This is a genomic window from Paenibacillus sp. LK1 (assembly GCF_002750415.1).
Lineage (GTDB): Bacteria > Bacillota > Bacilli > Paenibacillales > Paenibacillaceae > Paenibacillus > Paenibacillus taichungensis.
This window is the reverse complement of the sequence record NZ_PEII01000018.1, coordinates 71085-94921: the sequence shown is the minus strand read 5'-3', so window position 1 is coordinate 94921 and position 23837 is coordinate 71085. Positions and strand designations below refer to the sequence as shown.

The 23837-nt window shown below is 39.1% G+C and carries 19 protein-coding genes and 1 pseudogene; 17 read left to right on the top strand and 3 right to left on the bottom strand.

The annotated features are described in order from the left end of the window. The first annotated feature begins 8 nt into the window (after positions 1–8). On the top strand, positions 9–890 hold the full coding sequence (locus CS562_RS29510; RefSeq protein ID WP_076288824.1) for a LysR family transcriptional regulator: 882 nt from the start codon (positions 9–11) through the stop codon (positions 888–890). Positions 891–1452: 562 nt separating this feature from the next. Here the strand turns inward: CS562_RS29510 and CS562_RS29505 are convergent. Then, positions 1453–2292, bottom strand: a complete 840-nt coding sequence (locus CS562_RS29505; protein WP_099859122.1) for an MBL fold metallo-hydrolase — start codon at positions 2290–2292, stop codon at positions 1453–1455. A gap of 117 nt (positions 2293–2409) precedes the next feature. Further along, positions 2410–2679, bottom strand: a complete 270-nt coding sequence (locus CS562_RS29500; protein WP_076288822.1) for a WGxxGxxG family protein — start codon at positions 2677–2679, stop codon at positions 2410–2412. 150 nt (positions 2680–2829) lie between these two features. Between CS562_RS29500 and CS562_RS29495 the strand changes: the two genes are divergently transcribed. Continuing rightward, positions 2830–3348 carry a DUF3231 family protein gene (locus CS562_RS29495; RefSeq protein ID WP_076288911.1) on the top strand — a complete coding sequence of 173 codons (519 nt, stop codon included), beginning with the start codon at positions 2830–2832 and terminating at the stop codon, positions 3346–3348. 264 nt (positions 3349–3612) lie between these two features. Here CS562_RS29495 and CS562_RS29490 read toward each other — a convergent pair. Continuing rightward, positions 3613–4353: pseudogene (locus tag CS562_RS29490) on the bottom strand (manganese catalase family protein); the annotation flags it as partial. A 222-nt stretch (positions 4354–4575) separates the two neighbouring features. Between CS562_RS29490 and CS562_RS29485 the strand changes: the two are divergent. From CS562_RS29485 to CS562_RS29415, 15 genes are all read left to right on the top strand, one after another. Then, the gene (locus tag CS562_RS29485; protein ID WP_175382569.1) at positions 4576–6297 is read left to right on the top strand and encodes a cache domain-containing sensor histidine kinase; all 1722 of its coding nucleotides are present in this window, start codon (positions 4576–4578) and stop codon (positions 6295–6297) included. Beyond that, complete coding sequence (locus CS562_RS29480; RefSeq protein ID WP_099859118.1) at positions 6290–7366, top strand: response regulator transcription factor; 1077 nt, start codon at positions 6290–6292, stop codon at positions 7364–7366. The genes CS562_RS29485 and CS562_RS29480 overlap by 8 nt, the downstream gene beginning before the upstream one ends. A gap of 117 nt (positions 7367–7483) precedes the next feature. Continuing rightward, the gene (locus CS562_RS29475; protein WP_099859133.1) at positions 7484–8659 is read left to right on the top strand and encodes an acyl-CoA dehydrogenase family protein; all 1176 of its coding nucleotides are present in this window, start codon (positions 7484–7486) and stop codon (positions 8657–8659) included. A gap of 33 nt (positions 8660–8692) precedes the next feature. Beyond that, a complete protein-coding gene (locus tag CS562_RS29470; protein WP_099859117.1) occupies positions 8693–9958 on the top strand; it encodes an ABC transporter substrate-binding protein in 1266 nt (421 codons plus the stop codon). 95 nt (positions 9959–10053) lie between these two features. Continuing rightward, positions 10054–10926: a carbohydrate ABC transporter permease gene (locus CS562_RS29465; protein WP_099859116.1), complete on the top strand. Its 873-nt coding sequence runs from the start codon at positions 10054–10056 to the stop codon at positions 10924–10926. Between the two features lie 2 nt (positions 10927–10928). Then, positions 10929–11774, top strand: coding sequence for a carbohydrate ABC transporter permease (locus CS562_RS29460; protein ID WP_099859115.1), 846 nt, complete (start codon positions 10929–10931; stop codon positions 11772–11774). A gap of 33 nt (positions 11775–11807) precedes the next feature. After that, a complete protein-coding gene (locus CS562_RS29455; protein WP_099859114.1) occupies positions 11808–13208 on the top strand; it encodes a Sapep family Mn(2+)-dependent dipeptidase in 1401 nt (466 codons plus the stop codon). A 142-nt stretch (positions 13209–13350) separates the two neighbouring features. Then, complete coding sequence (locus CS562_RS29450) at positions 13351–15213, top strand: sensor histidine kinase (RefSeq protein ID WP_099859113.1); 1863 nt, start codon at positions 13351–13353, stop codon at positions 15211–15213. Then, positions 15191–16735, top strand: a complete 1545-nt coding sequence (locus CS562_RS29445) for a helix-turn-helix domain-containing protein (RefSeq protein ID WP_099859112.1) — start codon at positions 15191–15193, stop codon at positions 16733–16735. Before CS562_RS29450 ends, CS562_RS29445 begins: the two co-directional genes overlap by 23 nt. Positions 16736–16960: 225 nt before the next feature. Continuing rightward, a complete protein-coding gene (locus CS562_RS29440) occupies positions 16961–18205 on the top strand; it encodes a sugar ABC transporter substrate-binding protein (protein WP_076288813.1) in 1245 nt (414 codons plus the stop codon). A gap of 96 nt (positions 18206–18301) precedes the next feature. Then, entirely contained in the window at positions 18302–19171 is an 870-nt protein-coding gene (locus tag CS562_RS29435; RefSeq protein ID WP_099859111.1) for a carbohydrate ABC transporter permease, read from the top strand. Further along, positions 19171–20007, top strand: a complete 837-nt coding sequence (locus CS562_RS29430; protein ID WP_076288811.1) for a carbohydrate ABC transporter permease — start codon at positions 19171–19173, stop codon at positions 20005–20007. Before CS562_RS29435 ends, CS562_RS29430 begins: the two co-directional genes overlap by 1 nt. Before the next feature lie 48 nt (positions 20008–20055). Continuing rightward, positions 20056–21669: a glycoside hydrolase family 13 protein gene (locus CS562_RS29425; RefSeq protein ID WP_099859110.1), complete on the top strand. Its 1614-nt coding sequence runs from the start codon at positions 20056–20058 to the stop codon at positions 21667–21669. A 50-nt stretch (positions 21670–21719) separates the two neighbouring features. Further along, positions 21720–22694, top strand: a complete 975-nt coding sequence (locus CS562_RS29420; RefSeq protein ID WP_099859109.1) for an aldo/keto reductase — start codon at positions 21720–21722, stop codon at positions 22692–22694. Positions 22695–22774: 80 nt separating this feature from the next. Further along, positions 22775–23389, top strand: coding sequence for a DUF1349 domain-containing protein (locus tag CS562_RS29415; RefSeq protein WP_175382560.1), 615 nt, complete (start codon positions 22775–22777; stop codon positions 23387–23389). Positions 23390–23837 lie beyond the last annotated feature (448 nt).

Here is a 23837-nt window from a genome sequence, read left to right as displayed (position 1 = left end):
GTAATTTAATGGAACTTACACAATTAGAATACTTTATGACCGTTGCACGGCTTGAACATATGACATTAGCCTCCAAAACACTTGGTATTACTCAGCCAGCGTTAAGTCATGCAATTGCCAAGCTTGAAAACGAAATAGGAGCTCCTTTATTTGAGCGAAATGGACGAAATATAAAGCTGAACCGAAACGGTACCATGTTCTCTAAATGGATTGGTAGAGCCCTACAAAATATTGAAAATGGCCTAAATGAAATCGAAGAGTGGTCTAATCCGGATACTGGTGTGATTACGTTGTCTTATCTAAACATTCTCGGTGTTGAATTGATTCCTAGCCTAATAAGGAGTTATCAATTGGAGTATCCCAAAGTGCGGTTTGAATTGACACAAGGGAACTTAGGGGATATTGATGAACACTTGGAGCAAGGATTTTCGGATATTATGATTACATCGAGGGAATCCACTTTGGATAATCATCACTGGATGACTGTTCAAAATGTTCCTTTATACATTGTTGTTCCCTCTCAACATCGTTATGCAGATTGTAGCGCTCTTAGTTTGGCAGAGCTGTCTGGCGAACCATTTATTGGATTGAAAAACAACTGCGGATTAAAGGCGACGATTATGTCCCGTTTCCAACACACCGGATTTGTTCTTGCTTCTGCTTATGAAGCGGAGGACCTGATCACTGTAGCCGGTTTTATAAAGTCGGGTCTTGGTGTATCCGTATTGCCTAAGACGTTGGGGTTGATGTTAGATGAATTGGTCTGGATCCCAATCATTGATGAAGGTTGGTACTGGGAAATCGGTTTGAAGTGGAGAGAAGATCATCATATTTCCCCAGCAGCAAAAAGATTTATTGAATATGTTGAAACTTTACATCAAGTAGAATGAATGCCGAAATTTTTAGTTTTCTAAATTACGTTCAATTTTGAGATTGAAATCATTAAAAAGAACACTTACCGCATCTATCAAGCTTTTTCCCTTGATCATCGTGAAGATGATTCCTAAAAAACTGAATTTGAGCTTAAATTGTTCTAACTCCAATCATGGCAGTGAAGAGGTTGACATAATCGCAATTTATTAAGTGATAGCCAAGAGACGAGTAAATGAACCCATTAGTGATAGAAATGTCCATAGCCATGAACATGGTCCCGTTAAATTTCGCCATCGATCACAGAAACGGTATTAGTATTGATGAGACTTCAGAGGAACAAATGAAGTCTATCCTAACCTTAATAGGGTAACATTTGTGGTGATACTAAGATCGAGTATTTGAGTTGTGAAATACAAAGGATTACCAGTTAAAAGTCGGGGTTAGTATTTAATTGTGAATCTCTCGTCGTTTTGAGATCTTATATTATCGGGGATAGAACATAGAGTGGGATGGCCAAGAGTAGATGGTGGACAACGGAATTTGTACTGTTGTCCAAAACCAATGTACCAAGAGGAAAATTTAGTTAACATACTTTCCATAATCCGGTACGGCAATTTGGTCAAATTCATTAACAAGTTTTTTCAGGCTTGTTGTTAGCACCTCACCGGACATCGGCAATCCATGGCCCGTTACAGCAAACTCGGGCTTTAAAGCCTCAATTTTAATAACAGATTGCTTTGCAGCTTCCCAATCTGTTGTTAAATAGCGAGGGGGTCCGCTTATTTCCAATTCCTGAGTAAATACTTTATACATATACTCTTGTTTTACAGTAGTAAAAGCATCGCCTGCGATTAACGCTCCGTCCCTTTCTCGAAATAACGAAACATGACCAGGAGAATGTCCTGGGGTATGAATCCATCTAAACCCTGGCATATGGGGGACAGTCCCATCAGAAGGTAACGTTTGTATGCTGCTCCCAAGGTTTATTGGTTCATTTGGAAAGGAGGTGGACATTTTAGCTACCAGACCACCTTCAACCGTAGGATCTGGTTCCGGATATGATTTCTGCCCTGTGAGGAATGGCATTTCCAATGGATGCGCATAAACCGGAACTTCCCAGTGCTTGACCAGTTCTATTAACCCGCCGACATGATCAAAGTGTCCATGGGTCAAAATGATCGCTTTGGGTCGGCTGTTCGGACCAAAACGCTCCTCGATGACCGAGATTATTTCATTTGATGACTTTGGCATTCCAGCATCAATTAAAACGAAGTCGTCAGGGTAACCAACTAAACAGATATTTACAATTTGGATAGTGTGGCAAAATAGATCAGGCAGCATTTCAATCCCTACGCCACTTCCCACTGAAGTTACGGGAATAAATTTATAATCTGTTCCATAATTCAATTCTTGTTTCATTAACCATCCTCCTTGAACTTTTGGCTGCCTTATCCCACGACATATAATTTTTCATCTTTAAAAGAGCTCTGTCACACTGACAGAGCTCTTAGTTTCCAATGATGTGAAGATCTAAAATTAGCGATCAGAGTGATCAGTTACTCTCTTACGCATGCCAGCTAGACCAAGTAATCCAAGCAAGCCAAGCCATCCCCAGTCCATACGGTTATCGTTAGCTGTTGAATTTGCTCTTACAGTGTTTGGGTTATTATTGGTGCTGTTGTAATGGTAAGTGTTGTTGTCTCGTCCATCAACCATAGCTTCATTTACATCGTGAGCTGATGCTGGAACAGCTAAAGCAGCCAATAAGAATATTGAAACCACTGCAGTAGTTAATTGTTTTTTCATAAAAGCTAGCCTCCTCGATATTGTGATGAAATTATTTTCCCCCAAAATAATTTCATTATTCCATTATGAATTTAGGATTATGTTGAATATGTTGTTATTGAATTTGGGACTATATATCCGGTGGAAAATAAATTTAAAGGAGTGTTTGTGATCGGAATATTAAGTGGAAACCCCAAAAATGAACCTATGCATTATGGTGAAATCTTCAGTGTATGGCAATGTTCAACAGTCGCGAAGGGAGCACTTTCCTTCTACCAAGCATTTCTAAATCATGCGGGAGATAAGGATTTAAAGAAAACATTAGAAGCACTGATTGATCAAGCAAAACTTGAGATAAAAGAGTGTGATACTCTGCTAACGGATAACGGAATTGCTCCAACGCCAGCTTTACCAGAAAGACCTCCAGTAAAACTTGAGGATATTCCTGTTGGTGCGAGATTTACGGATCCAGAGATAGCGGCATCAATTGCATCGGATACTTCGATGGGATTGGTTGCTTGTAGTCAAGTTATGGGGCAATCGATCAGAGAGGATATTGGTGCCTTATTTGCAAAATATCATGTTACGAAAACTGCTTTAGGCGTTCGTATTCTTCAAATGAGTAAAGAAAAAGGCTGGCTCATTCCACCGCCTCTTCAAGTGAAAAGACCCGAAGCAGTTGAGGCTTAAAACTACTGCTACTTAAGACCAAGAGGAAGAAGAAGGACAATGGTGTTGCTCTGGTATATAAAGTAGAGTGTTGGATATAAACTTATGGGGCTCCCATTTCCTAAGGCCTACCGTTTCATTGTAGGTAGGCTATCTCCTATATTTGTTTCCTTATTCGAAAGCTTCGTACAATACTATATTTACGTGATGTGGTTCAAATCAGCGTAACAAAAAGGAACCCTTAGCAAGGGTCCTTTTTGTTACGCTTCCTTACTTCTTAGTAACTTAAATCTTAGGTATTAGATCATGCAACCCTGGACTGTGCTCATTAGCAAGCTCCGGCATAAAGGGGAGTGGGAACCCCTGTGGAGGTTCCGTGACTTGTAGCCCGCCACCATGGCGACTAGGTGTTTGGCCACTGAATATTTCAGCAATGCGTGTGTTGTCCATACGGAAGTTAAATTGTGCATTGTGGAAGCCGAGGTCAACATATTTCTGACACTCTGGATATTTGTTGATATCGTAATTGGGAACAGGAAACAGATTGCCCCAGTTTACGCCTAAAGTCTCGAGCGCCTTCGCAAATGCATTTTGGTGAGCATTGTCACGAACGATCAGAAATGCGAGAGTTTCACGGGATGATTTGTATGTACTCATCTCATAGATTCTCGTTTTTTGTAGAACACCTGTTGATTCCAGTACAACATTATCGAGTAGATTACTTACTAGGTTGCCATGATCATACACATAATTCCCGAGCCATGGATTATCGGCTGCATCTACAGGTAGTGAACTTTGAGCACCCATAATGTAATGATGTGGATTGGCATGTTTGATAGCTTCGTCTAGCGGAGCCTCATCAATGCCAGCATTACCTACACCCTCTGCTCCAGCTCCTGTCAGCAATTGATTTATTGTTTGTTGCACCAGTTCAACATGGCTTAATTCCTCCATAAATACACCACGAATTAGGTCCCTATACTGCTTTGCTTTTCCACGGAAATTACTGCTCTGAAAAAATACAACGATCATGTTAATCAAATCTTCGCAGCCACATGTGATTTCAATGAGGTCATCTTTTTAGGACTCAGCTACCTAAAGAACAGCTATATTCCTATTTTCTTATTGTTTTACTTGGGAATATACAGTATTTTTTAATAGGGTATTACCTTAAATGTTTATATTACTACTTCTTTATGGATCGGTTCTAATATGCTGGAGCAGTTATGCGGTAAGGGGAGAATTCGAGTGAAAATAAGAATAAGACATAAGCTAGTGTTGTTTGTATTGATCGGTGTTCTTTTGACAAGTAGTATAAGCCTATTATACGTGCAGAATATGCATAAATTATATGAACAGCTTGTCTATGAACAAACTAGTGAGAAGCTATATTTGTATTCAGAGCGAATTGAGGACAAGCTAGCAGCCATTGATCGTATGACACAATCGATAGCAAGTGACACGGACATTCAACATGGGTTGGAGAAGATAAAGCAGAACAAGAATAGTCACGAAACCTATTTTGCGATTCGTGAAATGGAAGAGAAGCTGTTATCCTATCGTTTCTTTAATTATCCGATTCGCTCTGTAGCGATTATTGATTATTGGGGCAAGGATTACTGGCTGGGCACAACCAAGGATGAGACTGCACCAGCTTACAGTAAGCAATTTATTGCAATGGCCGCTCAGAAAGAAGGAGGAAGTCTGTGGAAGGGTGGGGAAAGAGATTCTAAGATTTTTACTTCCCTAAGGGAAATAAGAGCAGTGAATAGTATGGATTTTCCATCATTAGGGACGTTAATTGTTCGAGTGAATGCGAATGATTTGATTGAATCTATTGGCTCTAATCAGTCATCTTCCAATAATAAATTGCTCATCTATGAAGATCATACCCCAATCTATTGGAATGATGAGGAATGGAAAGATAAGCCTATGCCAAGCTCTTTAATACAGAATGAACGATCAGGTGAACGCTATGAAATGATCACGTTAAATCATCACAAGTACTTGAGTACCTTATCTACAATGAACTTTACAGGTTGGACATTAGTGAATCTTGTACCTTATGAATCATTGTTTCAGAAAGCGATTCAGATGAAGAAAACTCTATTCCTTTTATATACTCTCATTCTTGTATCTCTCGTATGGATAGGCATAATTTTTGCAAGAAGTATTACACGTCCTTTGGAGACACTGGCCTTTAGGATGAGCAAGGTAGAGCAAGGAGATTTTGCTACGTCCCGAGAAGAGCAGGTGAAGAATAAGGATGAAATTGGATGGTTAACAATCAGCTTTGACAAAATGACAGCCTCGTTAGATCGATTAATTAAGGATAACTACGTAAAACAAATTCATATAAAGGAGTCTCAATATGAGGCGCTGAAAGCGAAGCTAAATCCTCATTTTCTCTACAATACGTTAGACTCGATAAATTGGCTAGCACGCAGGCAGGGACAAGAGCGCATCTCCAGTATGGTCAAAGCGTTGGGTGATATGTTGCGAAGTACAACGAGTAAAAAGGAAATGGTTATGCTGCAGGAAGAAATTCAGCATGTCAATAACTATTTACTCATTCAGAAATATCGATTTGAAGAACGACTGCAATGTGAAATCAATATCCCGGATGAATTAAACAAAAGTTATATTCCTGCAATGATCCTTCAGCCAATTGTTGAAAATGCAATTAAGTATGGTATCGATGAATTGACAGGCGAATGTCAAATTACGATTAGCGGGGAATGCTTTGGCGAGGATTTAGATATTTGGATTGCGGATCAAGGTCCAGGGATGGATATACATTATTTAGAGCAAAACACAGAAGGAGGGATTGGACTAAGAAGCATTCATGAGCGCTTGCAATTGTTATATGGAGAGCCATATGGTATTGCAATTTTAGAAGGTATAAATCAAGGGACAATTATTCGAATTCGAATTCCTGCTTTATGGAAAGGTGAAGATAGTCATGTCTAGCTATAGAGTAATAATCGTTGATGATGAACGAATGGCGAGAGAAGGTATTGCAGAGACAATAGAGTGGACTACGCTTGGTATGGTGTTAGCAGGGACAGCTATAAACGGACAGCAAGCATTGGAGAAAATTCAAGAGCTCCAGCCTGATGTGGTGATTACGGATATTAAAATGCCAATCGTTGATGGACTTCAGTTAATCGAACAAGGGTTGAAGATTTCTCCTCGTATTGTATTTATTGTTCTATCAGGGTTTGGAGAGTTTGAGCTAGCTACGCAGGCCATGCGTTTTGGTGTAAGACGGTATCTATTAAAGCCAAGTGATGAGCATGAGATTACAGAAGCACTTCAATGGTCTAAGCAGGAGGTAGATGCTATACGCAGCAATTTTGCGGAAAATACACAGTCCAAAGTTTCAAATGCGCTTGCAAGTCAAGGTATCATTTCTTCCTCTATACCTAGTGATTTGCTCCAGTCGATTGTTGAGGCTGATGAATCCCGATTAATGAAGATATCTAGGCTATGGATCGAGCAATTATTAAGTGAGGGGTTATCATTACATGCCCTTCAAGAAAACAATAATCATGTGCTATCCTACATCGGCAATCAGTTGAAATCAGAATACGGCATTAGTACAACACTTACAGCTGTAGAGAGTCATGATATACAAGCGTTCCAGAAGGAGTTAAGCAAGCTGTATACAAGCTTTCATTATCGTAAGATTGATAAGAAGGGTATGCTGGTTATAAAAATAAAGCAATTAACCATCCAGCATATTCAGAATAGACAGCTTTCTTTGCAATGGCTAGCTCAGCATTATTTATTTCTTAACTCCGAATATTTAGGTAAGCTCTTTCGACAAGACACAGGAGAGAAGTATACCCAGTTCTTGACTTTTGTTCGCATGAAAAAGGCGAAGGAACTATTACTTTCACATCCTACAATGAAAATTTATGAAGTAGCCGAACAGTGTGGGTTTGAGCGAGATCCACAGTATTTTTCCAATGTATTTAAGAAATTTTATGGGTTTACACCTAATGAATATCGTAAACAGTATTTGGAGGACAACTAATTAGTACGGTTTTTTACAATAAAAAACTCGGATTTTTTATATTCAATTTTTAAGGAAACAATATTAATATTAAACAAAGTAAACCAATGAGAATTATTAGAAAGGCAGTTGTTAATGATGACATACTCTGATTCTTCAGATCGTTTTATACGAAATGAGCGGGAAGCGAAAATTGCAGCAAGAGCAGATCAGCTAGCAAGGATTTTTGCAGAGCGAGCTCCTAAGCATGATCTTGAAGGAACATTTCCCTTTGAGAATTTTAATGAGTTAAGAGGTAGCGGATACCTTGCTCTTACCGTACCAAAGCAATATGGAGGAGAGGAAGCATCAATTTATGAACTGGTTCTTTCTCAAGAGCGACTGGCAAGAGGAGACGGCTCCACTGCACTAGCAATCGGGTGGCATATTGGTTTATTGAAGCAGCTTCATCTATCAGGAGCAATTCCAGAAGAACTTTTTAGTGAGCTATGTCTTGAGGTTGTACAGGATGGGCTAGTATTGAATGAACTGGTAAGTGAGCGAGCAATGGGTAGTCCGACTCGTGGTGGAAGGCCTGAGACGAAAGCAGTCAAAGTTGAGGGAGGCTGGCTGATAACGGGTCAGAAATCGTACTGTACGTTAAGTCCGATTCTTAACAAGTTTATTGTTGCAGCTACGATGTCGGATACCGATACTGTAGGATCATTTATCGTAGAAGCTGGCGATGGCGTCAAAGTGCTGGAGACATGGAATACGATGGGAATGCGTTCAACAGGCAGTCATGATGTTGCCATGAATGATGTATTTGTTCCAGATCGATATCACATCCGTGGTAAAGCAAGTGACCAGCTGCGCAAGCTTGTCCCCACAGACGGTAACATGCTTCATATTCCTGCGTGTTATCTTGGAATTGCACATGGTGCCAGGGATTTCGCCCTTTCATTTGCTGCTAAGCACCAGCCTAATTCATTACAAGTTCCAATTGCAGAGCTACCTAATATTAAGCGTCTAATTGGAGAAATTGAACTTGATTTAATTACAGCAAGAACCTTCCTTTATGATACTGCAGATCGTTGGGATAAGGAAACGGCTAATCGCGAAAAACTGAAGATTGAGCTAGGTGTTGCCAAGCATCTTGCTACCAATGCAGCACTACGTGTTGTTGATCACGCGATGAGAATTGTAGGCGGGTTAAGCCTTTCTAAGGATTTCCCGCTTGAACGAATGTATCGTGATGTTCGTGCAGGGCTTCATAATCCGCCAATGGACGATGTTGTCATTACGAATCTAGCTAATCGCGCATTAGGGAAATAAGCTCTTAAAAAGAAGTAGTTAGGAGAGAAAGAGATGAAAAGAAGTGCAAAACTATCTGTTACAGCTATGTTATTAATGTCCATAATTCTTACGGCATGCGGGAAGGAAAACGTAGCAGACAACGGAAATTCAAGCAAGAGCGATGTTGTTAAAATCGAGTTTTTCCAGCAGCAGGGTGAGGAAGCCATTCAAAATGCCTATCACGAAATTATTGCTGATTTTACAAAGGAATACCCGAATATTGAGATTAATATGAATACCGTGCCTGACCCAGTTAAAGTATTAACGTCTCGGTTTGCGACAAATGATATTCCACCCCTATTTACTGATTTTCCTACACAGCTTCAATTTAAGGAAAAAGTAAAAAATGGTTATATCGAAAACTTAAGCGATCAACCCTTCATTAAAGATGTTAACGAAAAATATTTGGATATGACTGTAGCAGATGACGGTGGATACTACTCTTTGCCGTACGCTCGAAATTATATGGCAGTCTATTATAATATCAATCTATTTGAACAAAATAACGTGAAAATCCCAACCACCTATGCTGAATTTATCGAAGCATGCAAATTGTTTCAAAGCAAAGGTATTACACCGCTCTATCTTCCATTAAAGGATGTAGGTCACATCTTCCAAGCTACGAACATTGCTTTTGCACCTGGCGGTGTTGAAGAAATGGTTAAAGTGGCTAAGGGTGAAGGTCAAGTGGAAGGCAATCCAGAATTCTTGGAATTTGCCAAGAAGCTCAGAGAGTTAACGCAATATGCTAATAAGGATGCTTTTGGGGTGAGCGCTCAAATGATGCAAGAAGCATTTGCTAATGGTCAAGCCGCTATGATTATTTCTGGCTCATACGGCCGTGGGAATATTAAGGTGGCTAACCCTAATTTGAAATTCGGTGCGTTTCCACTTCCGAATGATACTGTTGATACCACGACAGCTTTATCAGGTGTCAATGCTTCTCTGTCCATCTCTGCAAAAGCTAAGCCTGAGGAAAAAGAAGCTGCGCTTACCTTCTTAAAATATATAGCTCGACCAGAGGTTGCTCAGAAGTGGTCTGATCTATCTGGCGAACCTTCCATTATTAAGGGAACAACCTATGGCGATCAATATTTACAGCCTATCCTTGATTTTATCGATAATGGTAGAGTTCATGACTGGATGTCTTCAACGCTTGAAAGTGCGATTGTAACGGAACTATATAGTACAACTCAAGGTTATCTCATTAATAACGAGACGCCTGAGCAGTACCTGAAGAACATTGATGAAACAATTAAGCTTAACGCTGTTAAGTAAATATAATAGCTTTGATCTGAGCGACAATTTGAGAATTCAAATTGTCGCTCCCTATTTACTAGCTCTACGTTACATTGAGATGAGGAAGGTGCAGCATGATAGGCAAATTTCTAGAACGCTCAACTTATTTCTTATTCACGGTTCCGGCTATCATTCTGTATACACTATTTTTCGCTTATGCAGTTATTGTAGGTATTCAATATAGCTTTACAGATTGGAATGGGATTAGTTCTAGCTATAATTATGTAGGGTTTAGCAACTATACGGAGCTTTGGAACAACCCGAATTTTAGGCAATCATTAGTAGTTACTGGAAAGTATGCAGTGATGCTTGTAGCAGGAGTAATGAGTCTGTCATTAATTCTAGCTTTGAGCTTAAACTCTCTTAAGAAGCTTCAAACCTTTACAAAGTCGATATATTTCCTACCGGCCATCATTAGTGCTGTAACCATTTCGTTAATTTGGGAACAGGTATTTGTTCGAGTCATTCCTCCGATTGGTCAGGGCTTGAATATTATGGAATTATATCAAAGTCCTTTAGCCCATCCCAAGTATGCTTTAATTGCAGTTGTGCTTGTTAACATTTGGCAGGCTGTAGCCTTGCCGACCCTTATCTTTATTGCAGGCTTACAATCGGTTCCCTCCGAGCTGTATGAAGCGGGCAGAATCGATGGGGCCAGCACTTTTAATCGTTTTCGTTATATCACATTTCCATTTCTAATTCCTACGATTACCGTAAATATGGTGCTTGCGATTAAATCGGGTATCACTTCCTTTGATTATGCCTATACCCTGACAGGTGGAGGTCCAGTGAAATCTACTAATGTTATTGGGATCATGATATACAATGATGCATTTCAGAATCTAAAGTTTGCGATGGCTAATGCGGAATCAGTTATATTGTTTATTATCATTGCAGTGTTATCCTTTATCCAAATTAAATTAACACGTAAAGGTGGTGTCCATTAAGTATGAATTTAGCGATACGAAAAGAAGGGCTTGGTTGGCGTATTCTCCGAAATATCATTTTACTTATTGGAGTCATCATTATCATGGGGCCATTATACCTTGTCATAGTTAATTCCTTTAAGACATTAGAGGAGGCAAGCAAAGGTTTTTTCAGTTTTCCCAAAGCACTTCATTTTTCTAATTACGCAGAGCTACTTTCTAAGGGGAATTACTGGAGAGTTGTATGGAATACGACCTTGATTACAACTGGATCTGTAATCATAGTTCTTATTATTAATCCTACCGTTGCTTATGCTATTGCTCGTAATCGACATAAGAAATATTATAAATTTTTATATCTCTATATCCTGTTAGGATTGTTTGTACCATTTCAAGTGATTATGCTTCCTTTAACAAAAATTATGACCAATATGAATTTATTAAATCCTTTTGGACTCATTTTATTATATGGAGCGCTCAGCTTAACAAGAGGAGTATTCCTACTCGTCAACTATATTGAAGGAATGCCAACTGAAATTGAAGAGGCGGCAAGAATTGATGGCTGCAGCACTTTTAAAATCTATTATCTTATTACTTTACGTTTAATTATGCCGATGCTAGTTACACTTGTCATTATGGATTCATTATGGTTCTGGAATGATTTTATGCTTCCACTACTAATTTTGAATAAAGCGAAGGAATTTTGGACACTGCCCTTATATCAATACAACTTCAAGACTGAATATTCCTTTAACTATACAATGGCTTTCACTTCTTATTTAATGGCGATGTTGCCTATTATTGTGGTCTATGCAGCCGGCCAGAAGTACATAATCGCCGGGCTAACAGAAGGTGCAATTAAAGGATAATGAACAAGATACTCCAAGATTGGGGGGAAGTAAATGAGAGGTTTTGTTATTGAAGAACAGATTGAACAATGGATGGAGAAGCATAAGACAGAGCTATTAGAAGACATTGCTGGATTAGTAAGTATTCCAAGTGTGGCAAGCTACGATCCATCCTCTCCTTATCCTTTTGGGGAGAAATGCGCAGAGGCTATTCAGTATATATTGGATTTAGGTCAACGATATGGTTTGCAGACGTTTAATCGGGAGTATTATTGTGCAGAATTTCGTATGGGAGATGAGACAAAGCGGTCAATAGGAATTTGGGGGCATGTCGATGTTGTTCCTGCAGGGGAGGGGTGGAGCTACCCACCTTTTTTTTGTACACAAAAGGGAGATTTTCTCATAGGCAGAGGAGTACAAGATAATAAAGGTGCAGTCATTGCTGTTCTATATGCACTTAGATTTATTCAGGAACTGGGTATCCCCCTAAACTATCAGCTTCAGCATATTATCGGTAGTGGTGAGGAAATAGGGATGTTGGATGCTACGTATTATCGTAAGCATTATCAAGCCCCTGATTTTAATATTGTGGCGGATAGCGGATTTCCGGTCTGTTATGGAGAGAAGGGAATGCTCTCTGTTACCTTATGCTGTGATATTGCTGATTCGTCAATCCTTCGCATACAGGGGGGAGTAGCTTCTAATAGTGTACCTGGTTATGCTGAGCTTATTATACGCCGTGATAAAGCAGCCGCTGCCAAATTAAGCCTTCTGCCATCTCATATTCAGTATAGTCAGACGGATGAAGAGATTAAATTATTCGCAGTTGGCAAGTCTGGGCATGCCGCGTTTCCTCAAGGCACTAGTAATGCGATAGCGATCCTTCTTGAGCCATTGCTGCGGAGTACATGGTTTGAGGAGACTACACACTACCAGCTTGAGAAAATTTATGACATTTGTAAGCATTATGATGGACGGGCATTAGGGATACATGGTGAGGATAAGCTATCTGGAGCTTTAACATGCGTCGGAACTTTATTACAAGGACGGAATGGAAGACTTGAGATAGAGTTGAATATTCGCTACCCTATTCATCATTCATCCAAGATGCTGCTGCAGCAGTTACAGGAAAGTGGTTTTACCCTGACTAATGTTCATGACAGTGAGCCGAGTTATTATAATCCTGATACGCCAGAGGTTAAGTGTCTCATGCAAGTATATCAGGGCGTAACAGGAGAGCAAGCGGAGCCATTTGTAATGGGTGGAGGTACTTATGCCAGAAAATTGCCTAATGCGGTAGGCTTTGGCCCTGGTTTGCCGACCGATGTGTCATCACTTGACTTGCCTCCTGGTCATGGTCAAATTCATGGCCCAGATGAGGTGCAGTCTATTCCTAATCTGATCACTGCATTAAAGATTTATATTGTAGCACTATTAATGCTAAATGAGCTGTAAATCTGCCTTATCGAGAAAATCCAGACAACAGTTTCTTCGCTTTAGAAGCTTCTTCGGTGTGCTGAGGGATGATCTCCGATATGTTACAAGTTTCCTTATTGCTGTGCTACAATGTACGGGGGAATGAGTGGAGGATGCCTAGATGAAGCTTGTCAAAGTGAGTATTATAACAAAAATTATTGTTAGCTTGATCGTAGCGACAACTGTTCCATTCATTATTTCAAATTATTTGTCGTATCAGATTACAGGCAATTCAATCAAACGTCAGCTAGTTGAGCTGAATCAAAATTCGATGTCAATTACGATGTCAGCATTGCAATCTTATTTCCATGAATTGTCACTACTTGGCTTGACGTACTTTTCTGATCCTGAGCTTGTTAGACTGTTGTCGGAAAAAAAACCTCAAAATCCTGCTGAAAGTGTCTATATTGAGCATAGGCTTGAAAAAATATATGCGAATTATAGCGAAATTGGTGCAGTTTCTTACAAGAGCGCGCTAACAAACAAGCAGTTTAATATTCGAAATCATTATAATGAAATAGTGATTATTCCTGACTTTAAAGATCATGAGATGTCAGATGCACATAGTGAGCTGAAGCAACCCTTTCAAGTTACACTTAATAATAGAGAGCCAAGATTGCGCGTCAATAAGCCGTTCATAGATATTTATACTCGTGAAGTAATCGGTTTGACTACCTTTGATGTTAAACCATTACAAGTCAAAAATTTTCTTACTTCCTTAACAACAAGTGAGCAAGGACCTGTATACTTATTTATCGGAAATAATCTCGAACTACTCTATACAACAGCAGATGAGATGGATTCGACCGAGCTATCACTCTCAAAAGGAGTTAAACAACCCACGCAACAGGAGACTGCACAAAAAACTAGAGAACCATGGCAGATAGAACTTTATCAAAGGCTTCATACACCCCAACTATCTACAGATAAAGGGGAGATTCAAACTACTGAAGGCAGTTATGTCTATTTTAACAAGACAGATGAAAATGGTTTAATCATGACAATAGTTAAGTTTATACCTCGCACACTTATTAATAAGGCACGTAATTCTGCACTTGGTAAAACTTTGTTAATTCAAGCAGTTTCGATTATTTTTATTTCCATATTGGCGACTTTAATCTCTTATTACATGTTGCGTAGGATTAAAATAATGTTTCAGCACATTAAGCAATTGCAAATGGGTAACTTTCAACTAAAGAGTAGGCCTGTACAGAAGACACCGGATGAGTTAGATTTGTTGGACATTAGATTGCATGAAATGGCTGGTGAGCTAGACGAGTTATGGAATAAGCAATATCGTCATCAGCTTGAGTTATCGCAAGCTCGTTTGAAAATGCTGCAAGCTCAAATCAATCCTCATTTCTTATATAACACGTTGCAATCGATTGCAACTTTAGCAATTAAATCTAAAGCTCATGACGTCAGTGATCGACTTGCTGACTTTGCAGCTATGTTTCGCTATTCTATGGATATTGAGAACGAGGAAGTTTCGCTACAAGAAGAAATCGAACATATACAGCATTACATGGTACTTCAGCAAGGTCGCTATAAGCAAAGGCTTCAATTTGAGTTAGAATATTCAGATGAAGCGAGTCGTGTTCTTGTACCCAAAATGACTTTGCAGCCGCTTGTGGAGAATAGTATTATACATGGTTTAGAACGAGGAAATGGTCAAATTCATATTGTGGTAAACATTGCTTTGACTAAGCATTCATTGTTGATAGAGGTAATTGATAACGGAAAAGGCTTTACAGATCAGCAAATTGAACAGGTCAAAGCTGGTTTCATTGAGCAAGTTGTTGTTGTATCGGAGAAGCGTGGAATTGGCTTATCCAATGTATTGAAGCGATTAATGCTTTATTATGGAAACGAATTCACTTGGTCGATTTCTAGTGAGCCCTATAAAAAAACCATAGTAGCATTATCCTTGCCAATTGAATCATCAAGAGAGGGACAAGCAGATGAAGTTATTAATCGTAGATGATGAAGAGCATGTACGTGAAGGTGTTGAGCTATCGATTGATTGGCAACATTATAAAATCAATCAAATATTTATGGCCGAAAATGGATTAGAGGCATTGGAACTTGTACGGAAGCATATTCCCGAGTTAATAATTTGCGATATGAGTATGCACCTTATGGATGGCACAGAGTTTTTAGAGAAGCTTCGGGAGGAAGGCTGGGGCTCCAAAGTTATTGTGCTAAGTGGTTATCAAAAGTTCCATTACACTAGGGCAGCTCTGCTAGCTAACGGTGTGGATTACTTACTAAAACCATTTAAAATTCGTGATCTGGAAAAAGCTATTCAAAAAGCATGCAATCAAATAAAACAAGAGCAGGAAGTAAGGCTAAAGGAACTTAGCACTAATTTTCGTTTAAATGAAGTAAATAATCTTGTTATGGAGCAGCGGTTTTCTCGCTTAATTGAGGAAGAACAGGTGTCTAAAGAAGAGCTTAATGCTTTTCTTACTACCATTGGAATCAACCCTGATTATTTTTATGTTGTTACTTTTTTGCCCAGAAATAAAGATGCAATCGTAAAGAAACATTTTGCTCGAGACGAGCAACTGTTTAATTATTCGATGAAAAATATTGTTAAAGAGCTGGTTGAATCGCTGGGTAGTTGGTATGTGCTTCAACATGAAGAATTTATCATTGTGTTTATAAGTTCAAATTATTTACTTGTAGATATAGAGGCATCAGTGAAAAAAATACAGGATGCATGGAAAAGAACTTTGCGCCTATCTTCATTTTCTGGTTTCTATAAAATGAGCCTGACAGCTAGTAGACTTCAATTCGCTTTGTTTGAGGAAAAATCGATGATTCTTAATTGCAATATTTTTGATCATATTAAGAGTGGCCGAAAGTCATCAGTCATTAACTTTTTTATAGATAAGGAACGAGTTATTTTAGAAGCAATTCTCGCAAAAAATAAGCAATATCTTCATGAATTGGTTGAGTCTTTTAAAATGGAGTTGGCTTCGTATGAGTTTGTAAGCATAAGAGAGCTTCAGCACTATACCGTAGAAATCAACCTTCTGCTCGTGCGAATTTATAGTCAAATTAACAGTGATAACTTTCATGAGACAATGCCGCTTTGGATATCACAACTGGAAGAATGGACTTCAAAACTCAAACAAATTTTTAGTGATATGCTAGAGTCAATCAACTACAGTAGGCTGGAAATAACTCATGTTCAGTCTATCGCTACGGTAAGAAATTACATTAATGATCATATGAAGGAAGAGGTAACATTATCGGGTTTGGCAGAGATATTTCATTTTTCACCGCAATATCTGGCGAAAAAGTTTAAAGAAGAGTATGGCACAACGATTATGAATTATCTTACTCAATTAAGAATAGAAAAAGCATACTCCTTGCTAGATCATACCGAGTTATCTATTCAAGAAGTTGCGAGTGAAAGTGGCTTTGAAAATTTAAATTATTTCAGTAAAGTATTTAAAAAACATACTGGTATCACACCTAGCGCTTATCGAAAGAATTAAATATGTAGCATAGAACACATTCGTTTCCAGAGTACTGCTGTCAAAAATATTGACAGCAGTTGTTGGAAATGAATGTGTTTTATTATTAATACTTTTATTAAGCAATTCAGATTCATAATTTACTCATTTAGGCGAATATTACACCTGTAACCGGTAATTTTTTATAGTTATAATCAAGCTTGTGTTGTGAAATAAATTCCAAATACGTGATAGGGGGAAGAATTAATGAAGAGAAGATGGGGTCTTGTATTACTTACTACTATGCTTTTTATTTTTTTAACAGCATGTAGTAACAATACGGATGAAGGAACAGGTGATGGCGGAAATAATGGTGAGAAGCTTGCCAAAATTTCTTTATTCCAAAGTAAAGTTGAAATTGCTGAGTCACTTGAGAACTTGGCATCTAAGTATAAAAAAGAAACAGGAAATGAAGTTGAGGTCTGGGGTTCCGCAGGTGATTCCTACATTACACAGTTACAAACAAAGTTAGCTGCTAATGAAGGTCCAACCATTTTTTCTGTGCAACAAGGTGTAGAAGCTGAAAAATTTGCATCATATTTCTATGACATGACGAATGAATCTTATGCTAAGTATATCGTTCCAAATATGGAATTGGAAATTGACGGTAAGATTGTAGGTGTTCCAATTGGAATAGAGGGGTTTGGGCTCGTTTACAATAAAAACTTATATGATCCTTCAACTGTTAAAGACACAAAGTCATTAATACAAGCTCTTGAAAAATTCAATGCTGATGGTATCAACGGTTTGGGTCTGTCTCAAACAGCGTATTTCTTGATTGGACATATTATTAACGCGCCATTTGCATTGCAAGAAGATCCTGTAGCTTTCATAAAAAAAGTTAACAAAGGTGAAGTTGATTTGAAAGAAATACCAGAATTCCAGGAGTTCTCCGAATTGATGGCAGCTATTCGTGCTTATACGGTTAATCCACTTGAAGTAACTTATGATAGACAAATGGGTGATCTGGCAACAGGTAAAACTGCAATTGTGCACCAAGGTAACTGGAGTTACAGTATGCTTGCTGACTATGATGATATTAATATTAGTATGGCTCCTGTTCCGATCGTTGGAAACGATAAATTGGAAGTGGGCATCCCAGCTGGTTGGGTTATCAATAATAAAGCATCTCAAGAGCAAATTACAGCAGCTAATGCTTTCTTAGAGTGGTTGTATACTAGCGAGACAGGTAAAAATACAATTCTTAATGATTTTGGGTTTGTTCCAGCGGTTACAACGATTGAACCAACTGGTTTAGATCCGTTATCACAGCAAGTTTATGAAGCAGCACAATCTGGGAATACAATTCCTCGGGCTTTGAATTACTTCCCACAAGGAATTATCATTAATGATCTTGCACCGCTAGCATCTGAATTTTTCCTTAATCCTTCAATGACCCCAGAACAATTCCTTGATAAACTTCGTGAAGTATGGTTGAAAGCAGCTAATTAAGACAATGACATACATTGTTGAAAGCCTAAACCCTTATAAAAGGTGTTAGATGTTCCTACTTTCTTCTAAGTCAAACTTGATAAAAGGGAGTTTCGTATGCCAAATAAAAAACTATGGTATTTCATATTCACTATGCCGCTGTTTTTGGTTTTTTTAATTGTTGTTCTTGTTCCGTTTTTGATTGGAATTTACTATTCCTTCATTGAATGGGGGGGGATTGAAGGTACCCCTAAAGTATTTGTTGGTTTTGATAATTACACTGCCTTGTTGCAGGATGAGCGTTTTCTTGCATCTTCGTGGAATACAATAAAATTCACTATATTCGCATTGGTTAGCGTCAATTTATTGGGTTTAGTTTTTGCTTTGCTGGTTACTTCTGGATTCAACACAAGTAATCTTGTTCGCACGCTATTGTTTATGCCGAATCTTATTGGTGGCTTGATTCTTGGATACATCTGGCGCTTCATTTTTACGGATGGAGGTAACCAAATAGGGTTATTAACTGGATTGGATAATATATTCTTTAATTGGCTTATAGATCCAAATTATGCTCTGATTGCATTGGTAGTTGTCTTCACTTGGCAGATGGCAGGCTATACGATGGTTATCTATATTGCTGGTATTCAAGGGATTTCTGATGAAGTAATGGAGGCAGCTAAAGTTGACGGAGCAAATATATGGCATCGCATGACCAAAATCGTATTTCCGTTATTAATGCCATCGTTCACTATTTGCTTATTTTTAACTTTGTCGGGCGCGTTCAAAATCTATGATGTTAACTTGTCATTAACTAATGGCGGCCCAATTCACCATACCGAGTTGTTTGCTATGAATGTATTTAATGAGATATTTGGATATGGTAATTATGGGCTTGGTCAAGCAAAAGCAATTCTGTTCTTTATCATTATTGCGGTTGTAACGATTACTCAAGTCATCATTACCAAGCGAAGAGAGGTGCAGATGTAATGAGTAAAACTAAAAATGGAATACTCTCTTTGTTAATCGTCATTATCTCACTGGTGTTTTTATCACCAATTTACATTGTGATTGTTAATTCATTTAAAACACGGGCTGAATTATATGAAAATGTACTCTCTTTACCAAGCACGTTCAGCTTCGAATATTATATAACAGCAATTAAGAAGATGAACTTCCTAGTTGCACTTGGAAATTCACTATATGTGACGATTGTAACTGTTATTTTTGTCATTGTGCTTGCTTCAATGACGGCATGGATGCTTGTACGTCGCGACAATGTCATGAGTAAGATCATTTTTTTCTTGTTCGTAGCGACGATGCTTATTCCATTTCAAACTTTAATGATGCCACTTATGCAAGTCATGGATTGGATACGTACTCATTTACATTTGCCTGTTCTTAATACGCATGGCGGACTGATCTTTATGAATATTGGCTTCCACGCTGGCATGGCTGTATTTCTATATCACGGTTTTATTAAATCAATCCCTGTAGCTTTGGAGGAGGCGGCTGTTCTAGATGGTTGCAGTACATTAGGCGTATTCTGGAAAATTGTATTTCCTTTACTAAAAAGCATATCTGTCACAGTAGCGATTCTCGATGTTATTGCTTCATGGAATGATTACTTGCTTCCGTCACTTGTGCTATCTGAAAAAGGTTTGCGAACTATTCAGTTATCAACGTTCTATTTCTTCGGCGAGTTTACAATTGTTTGGAATCAAGCGATGGCAGGCTTAACATTAACCATTATCCCTATAGTTATTTTTTATGCTATAGCACAAAAATATATCATTAAAGGGATTGCAGCAGGGGCAGTAAAGTGAAATTTATCATTTGTACAAGCCAGATGAATTGCAAAGGGGAGAGCATAAATGAACAAAACATGGTGGAAAGAAGCGGTTGTCTATCAGGTGTATTGGCGCAGCTTTTATGACAGCAACGGCGATGGATATGGGGATCTTGAGGGAGTATACAGCAAGCTGGATTATATTCAAAGCCTTGGTGTGGACGTCATCTGGCTGAATCCATGCTACGAATCGCCTGACGTAGACAACGGCTACGATATTGCGGATTACCGTTCGGTTATGCCAAAGGCGGGCACGATGGCCACGTTCGAGAAGTTACTGGCTGCCGTCCATAATCGCGGAATGAAGCTTATTATGGATTTAGTTGTGAATCACACCTCTAATCAGCATGCTTGGTTTCAGGAGTCGCGATCCAGCATCGAATCTCCAAAGCGTGATTATTACATTTGGCGCAAGCAACCGAATAATTGGCGTTCCTACTTCGCCCCCTCCGCTTGGACATACGATGAAACAACGGGCGAGTATTACTTCCATTCCTTCTCTGACGAGCAGCCGGATTTGAATTGGGAGAACGAGAAGGTACGGGAGGAAGTCTATGATTTTATGCGTTTTTGGCTGGATAAAGGGATCGACGGCTTCCGGATGGATGTCATCAATTTGCTTGCCAAAATTCCGGGTTTCCCGGACGCCGAGCGACCCGAAGATATTTCGTATTTGGGCAATAACCCGGGAATTCACGAGTATCTACAGGAAATGCACGACAAAGTGTTAAAGCATTATGATGTGTTTACGGTCGGCGAAATTCCATTCGTGAACCCCGAGGACGGCGTGCTCTACGTCGGCGAGGAACGTGGGGAATTAAACACGCTTTTCCACTTTGAAGTGTGCGATTATATGGCCCATTGGGATTTGCAGCGCTTCAAGAAAATCCAGGATCGCTGGTACGAGTGCTTGTGGGGGAAGGGGTGGAACTCCCAATTTTTGAATAATCATGACCATACGCGTGTTGTATCGCGTTTCGGTAACGATACCGTATATCGAGAACAATCGGCCAAATGCTTCGCCACCCTCATCCACACCCTGCCGGGCATGCCTTATATTTATCAAGGCGAAGAAATCGGGATGACGGGTATCCGGTTCGATTCTATCGACGAATATAACGATATTGCGATGAAGAATAAGTATAAGGAAGAGGTCGGAAAAGGCCGCGATTCGGAGGCAGTACTGAAGGAGCTTCAGCATTTGTCGCGCGATAATTCCCGCACTCCTATGCAGTGGAATGCCGGATCACAAGCCGGCTTCACGGAAGGACAATCGTGGATCAACGTCAATCCTAATTACAAGGAGATCAATGTCGAACAAGCACTGGCGGACGAGAATTCGGTTTTCTATTACTACAAGCAGCTCATCGCTTTAAGAAAGAGTAACGAGGTCATGGTTTACGGCGAGTTCGAGACATATCTGGATCAGCATGATCAGATTTACGCTTATACAAGAACACTCGGAGAGGAGTCGTGGTTGGTGCTGCTGAACATCTCAGAGCAACCAGCGACTTGCAGCATCTCTGACCTCGGCGTAGGGAAGCTGGGCGACATCGTCATCGGCAATAACCCTGAACGAACCAATCAGGATGCGGTGATCGATTTCCTACCTTATGAGGCGGTTGTATATCGTGTGTAAGAAAAGCATGTTTTAAGAATGACAAAAAATCATGATATGGAGGATGGAAAATGAAACCATTGCAATTGGAAAAACGAGGAATATCCACAAGTCGTATGGTGATGGGATGTATGGGATTGGGCGGTGGTTGGAATCAAAATCCAATCACAGAAGAAGATATAAAGCAGGCCCATCAGGCAGTTGATGCAGCACTCTCAATTGGTATTAATTTTTTTGATCATGCGGATATCTATACCTTTGGAAAGGCAGAAATAGTATTTGGGCAAGTCTTAAAGGAACGTAAAGATCTGAGAGAAAAAATATTAATTCAATCTAAATGTGGTATTCGATTCGAAGACGGTCCGGGAAGGCCCGGAAGATACGACTTTTCTTCTGACTATATTCGCAACAGTGTCGACGGAATCCTAAAAAGACTTGGAGTTGAATATATTGATTTTTTACTACTACATCGTCCAGATCCACTGATGGAACCGGAAGAAGTCGCTGAAGTAATTCATGAATTAAAAGAATCCGGTAAAGTTAGAAACTTTGGTGTCTCAAATATGAGTGCAGCACAAATCAAACTGCTACAATCCTATTCTAATGAACCATTAATTATCAACCAACTGGAGATGAGTCTGGCTAAACTTGATTGGTTGGAAATGGGAGTACTTGTAAACCATAATGAACGTATAAATGCTCATTTCCCTGAAGAAACTTTAGAATACTGTCGTCTGGAAAATATACAAATTCAAGCCTGGGGATCTTTAGCACAAGGGCTGTTTTCGGGAAGAAATCTAGATGGTCAATCCGAATCTATAAAAGAAACAGCATTACTCGTTAAAGATATGGCTGATCAAAAACAAACATCACCCGAGGCAATTCTATTAGCATGGCTAATGAGACATCCTGCAGGGATTCAACCTATTTTAGGTACTACTAGACCAGACCGTATTCAGAAATGCGGGGAGGCAATGAACCTAACGATGACGAGAGAAGAGTGGTATTCTCTATTTGTAAGTTCAAGAGGCAGACGACTACCATAGGAGAAATGTGTTGTTGTCCGTATACAATATACGATGAAATTAAATCAACAATACTCACAATAGAGTTGCTGGAGGTAGTTATGAATCAGGTGAATTTTATAAATGAAGATATTGGAAGCGTTGATATAAAAGGTTCTGTTGAAAAAGTTGATACAGGATACGATGTAATTGCAGGCGGGCAAGACATTTGGGGGACGTCAGATCAATTCCATTTTAACTATGTAACGATTCATGATGATTTCGATATGGCAGTAAGGTTAGAATCACTTAGTATGGCCGATCTCTACACGAAAGCGGGCCTTATGGCTCGTAAATCTTTACTTGCTGATAGTGAGCATGTATTCTTTATGGTTTTTCCTGATAATAGCTCACGCAATAAAAATAATGGTGGTTATGAATTTCAATATCGGGAAAAGTCTGGCGGTGATTCTTTAGCAATATATCCTAAGGATTATAGCACAGAACCAGCAGAGTTCCCAATTAATTATCCAAATACTTGGTTAAGGCTAAAGAGGTCTGGTAATATTTTTTATGGATTCTATAGCACAGACGGTGAGACATGGATATTATATGCGATTCATGAAATGAAAATTGACCGAACTGTCTATTTAGGGTTAGCTGTCACTTCGCATAATGAGAACAATACGGTGAAAGCATCATTTAGGGATATAAAGATCATAAATAACTCCATATGAGTGGGAAGTTTTTGGAACTTAATTTTAGTCTTATATGAAATATGAGAATGCATTAAGGACTAAAACTTTGCCTACTAACAGATTCAACATTAAAGTATTTACTATTTTAATCAACCATGGGCCCCGAAAATATCTGGGTTGGAAGCCGCTCACGAATACTATGCTTATTATATTTATAATTACAGCAAGCAACCACCTAACAGGGATCAAGTGATTACTTTTGAAGCCGTTAAAGCAATTATTTTCTCCGTCAATCCAGGAGGTTACTCAATTTGGCTCCTACCGGATGCAAAAGGGAGACAGAGCGCCTAAGGTTACAGGACAGGAACAGCTTCAGCAGGTAGTTCAGGCACTGAAAGAATGGATGAAATCAGTACAAAAATAAAAAAAGGACCGTATGTGTTCATCTTCCATTGATGAATGCTTTCGGTCCTTTTTGTTTATCCTG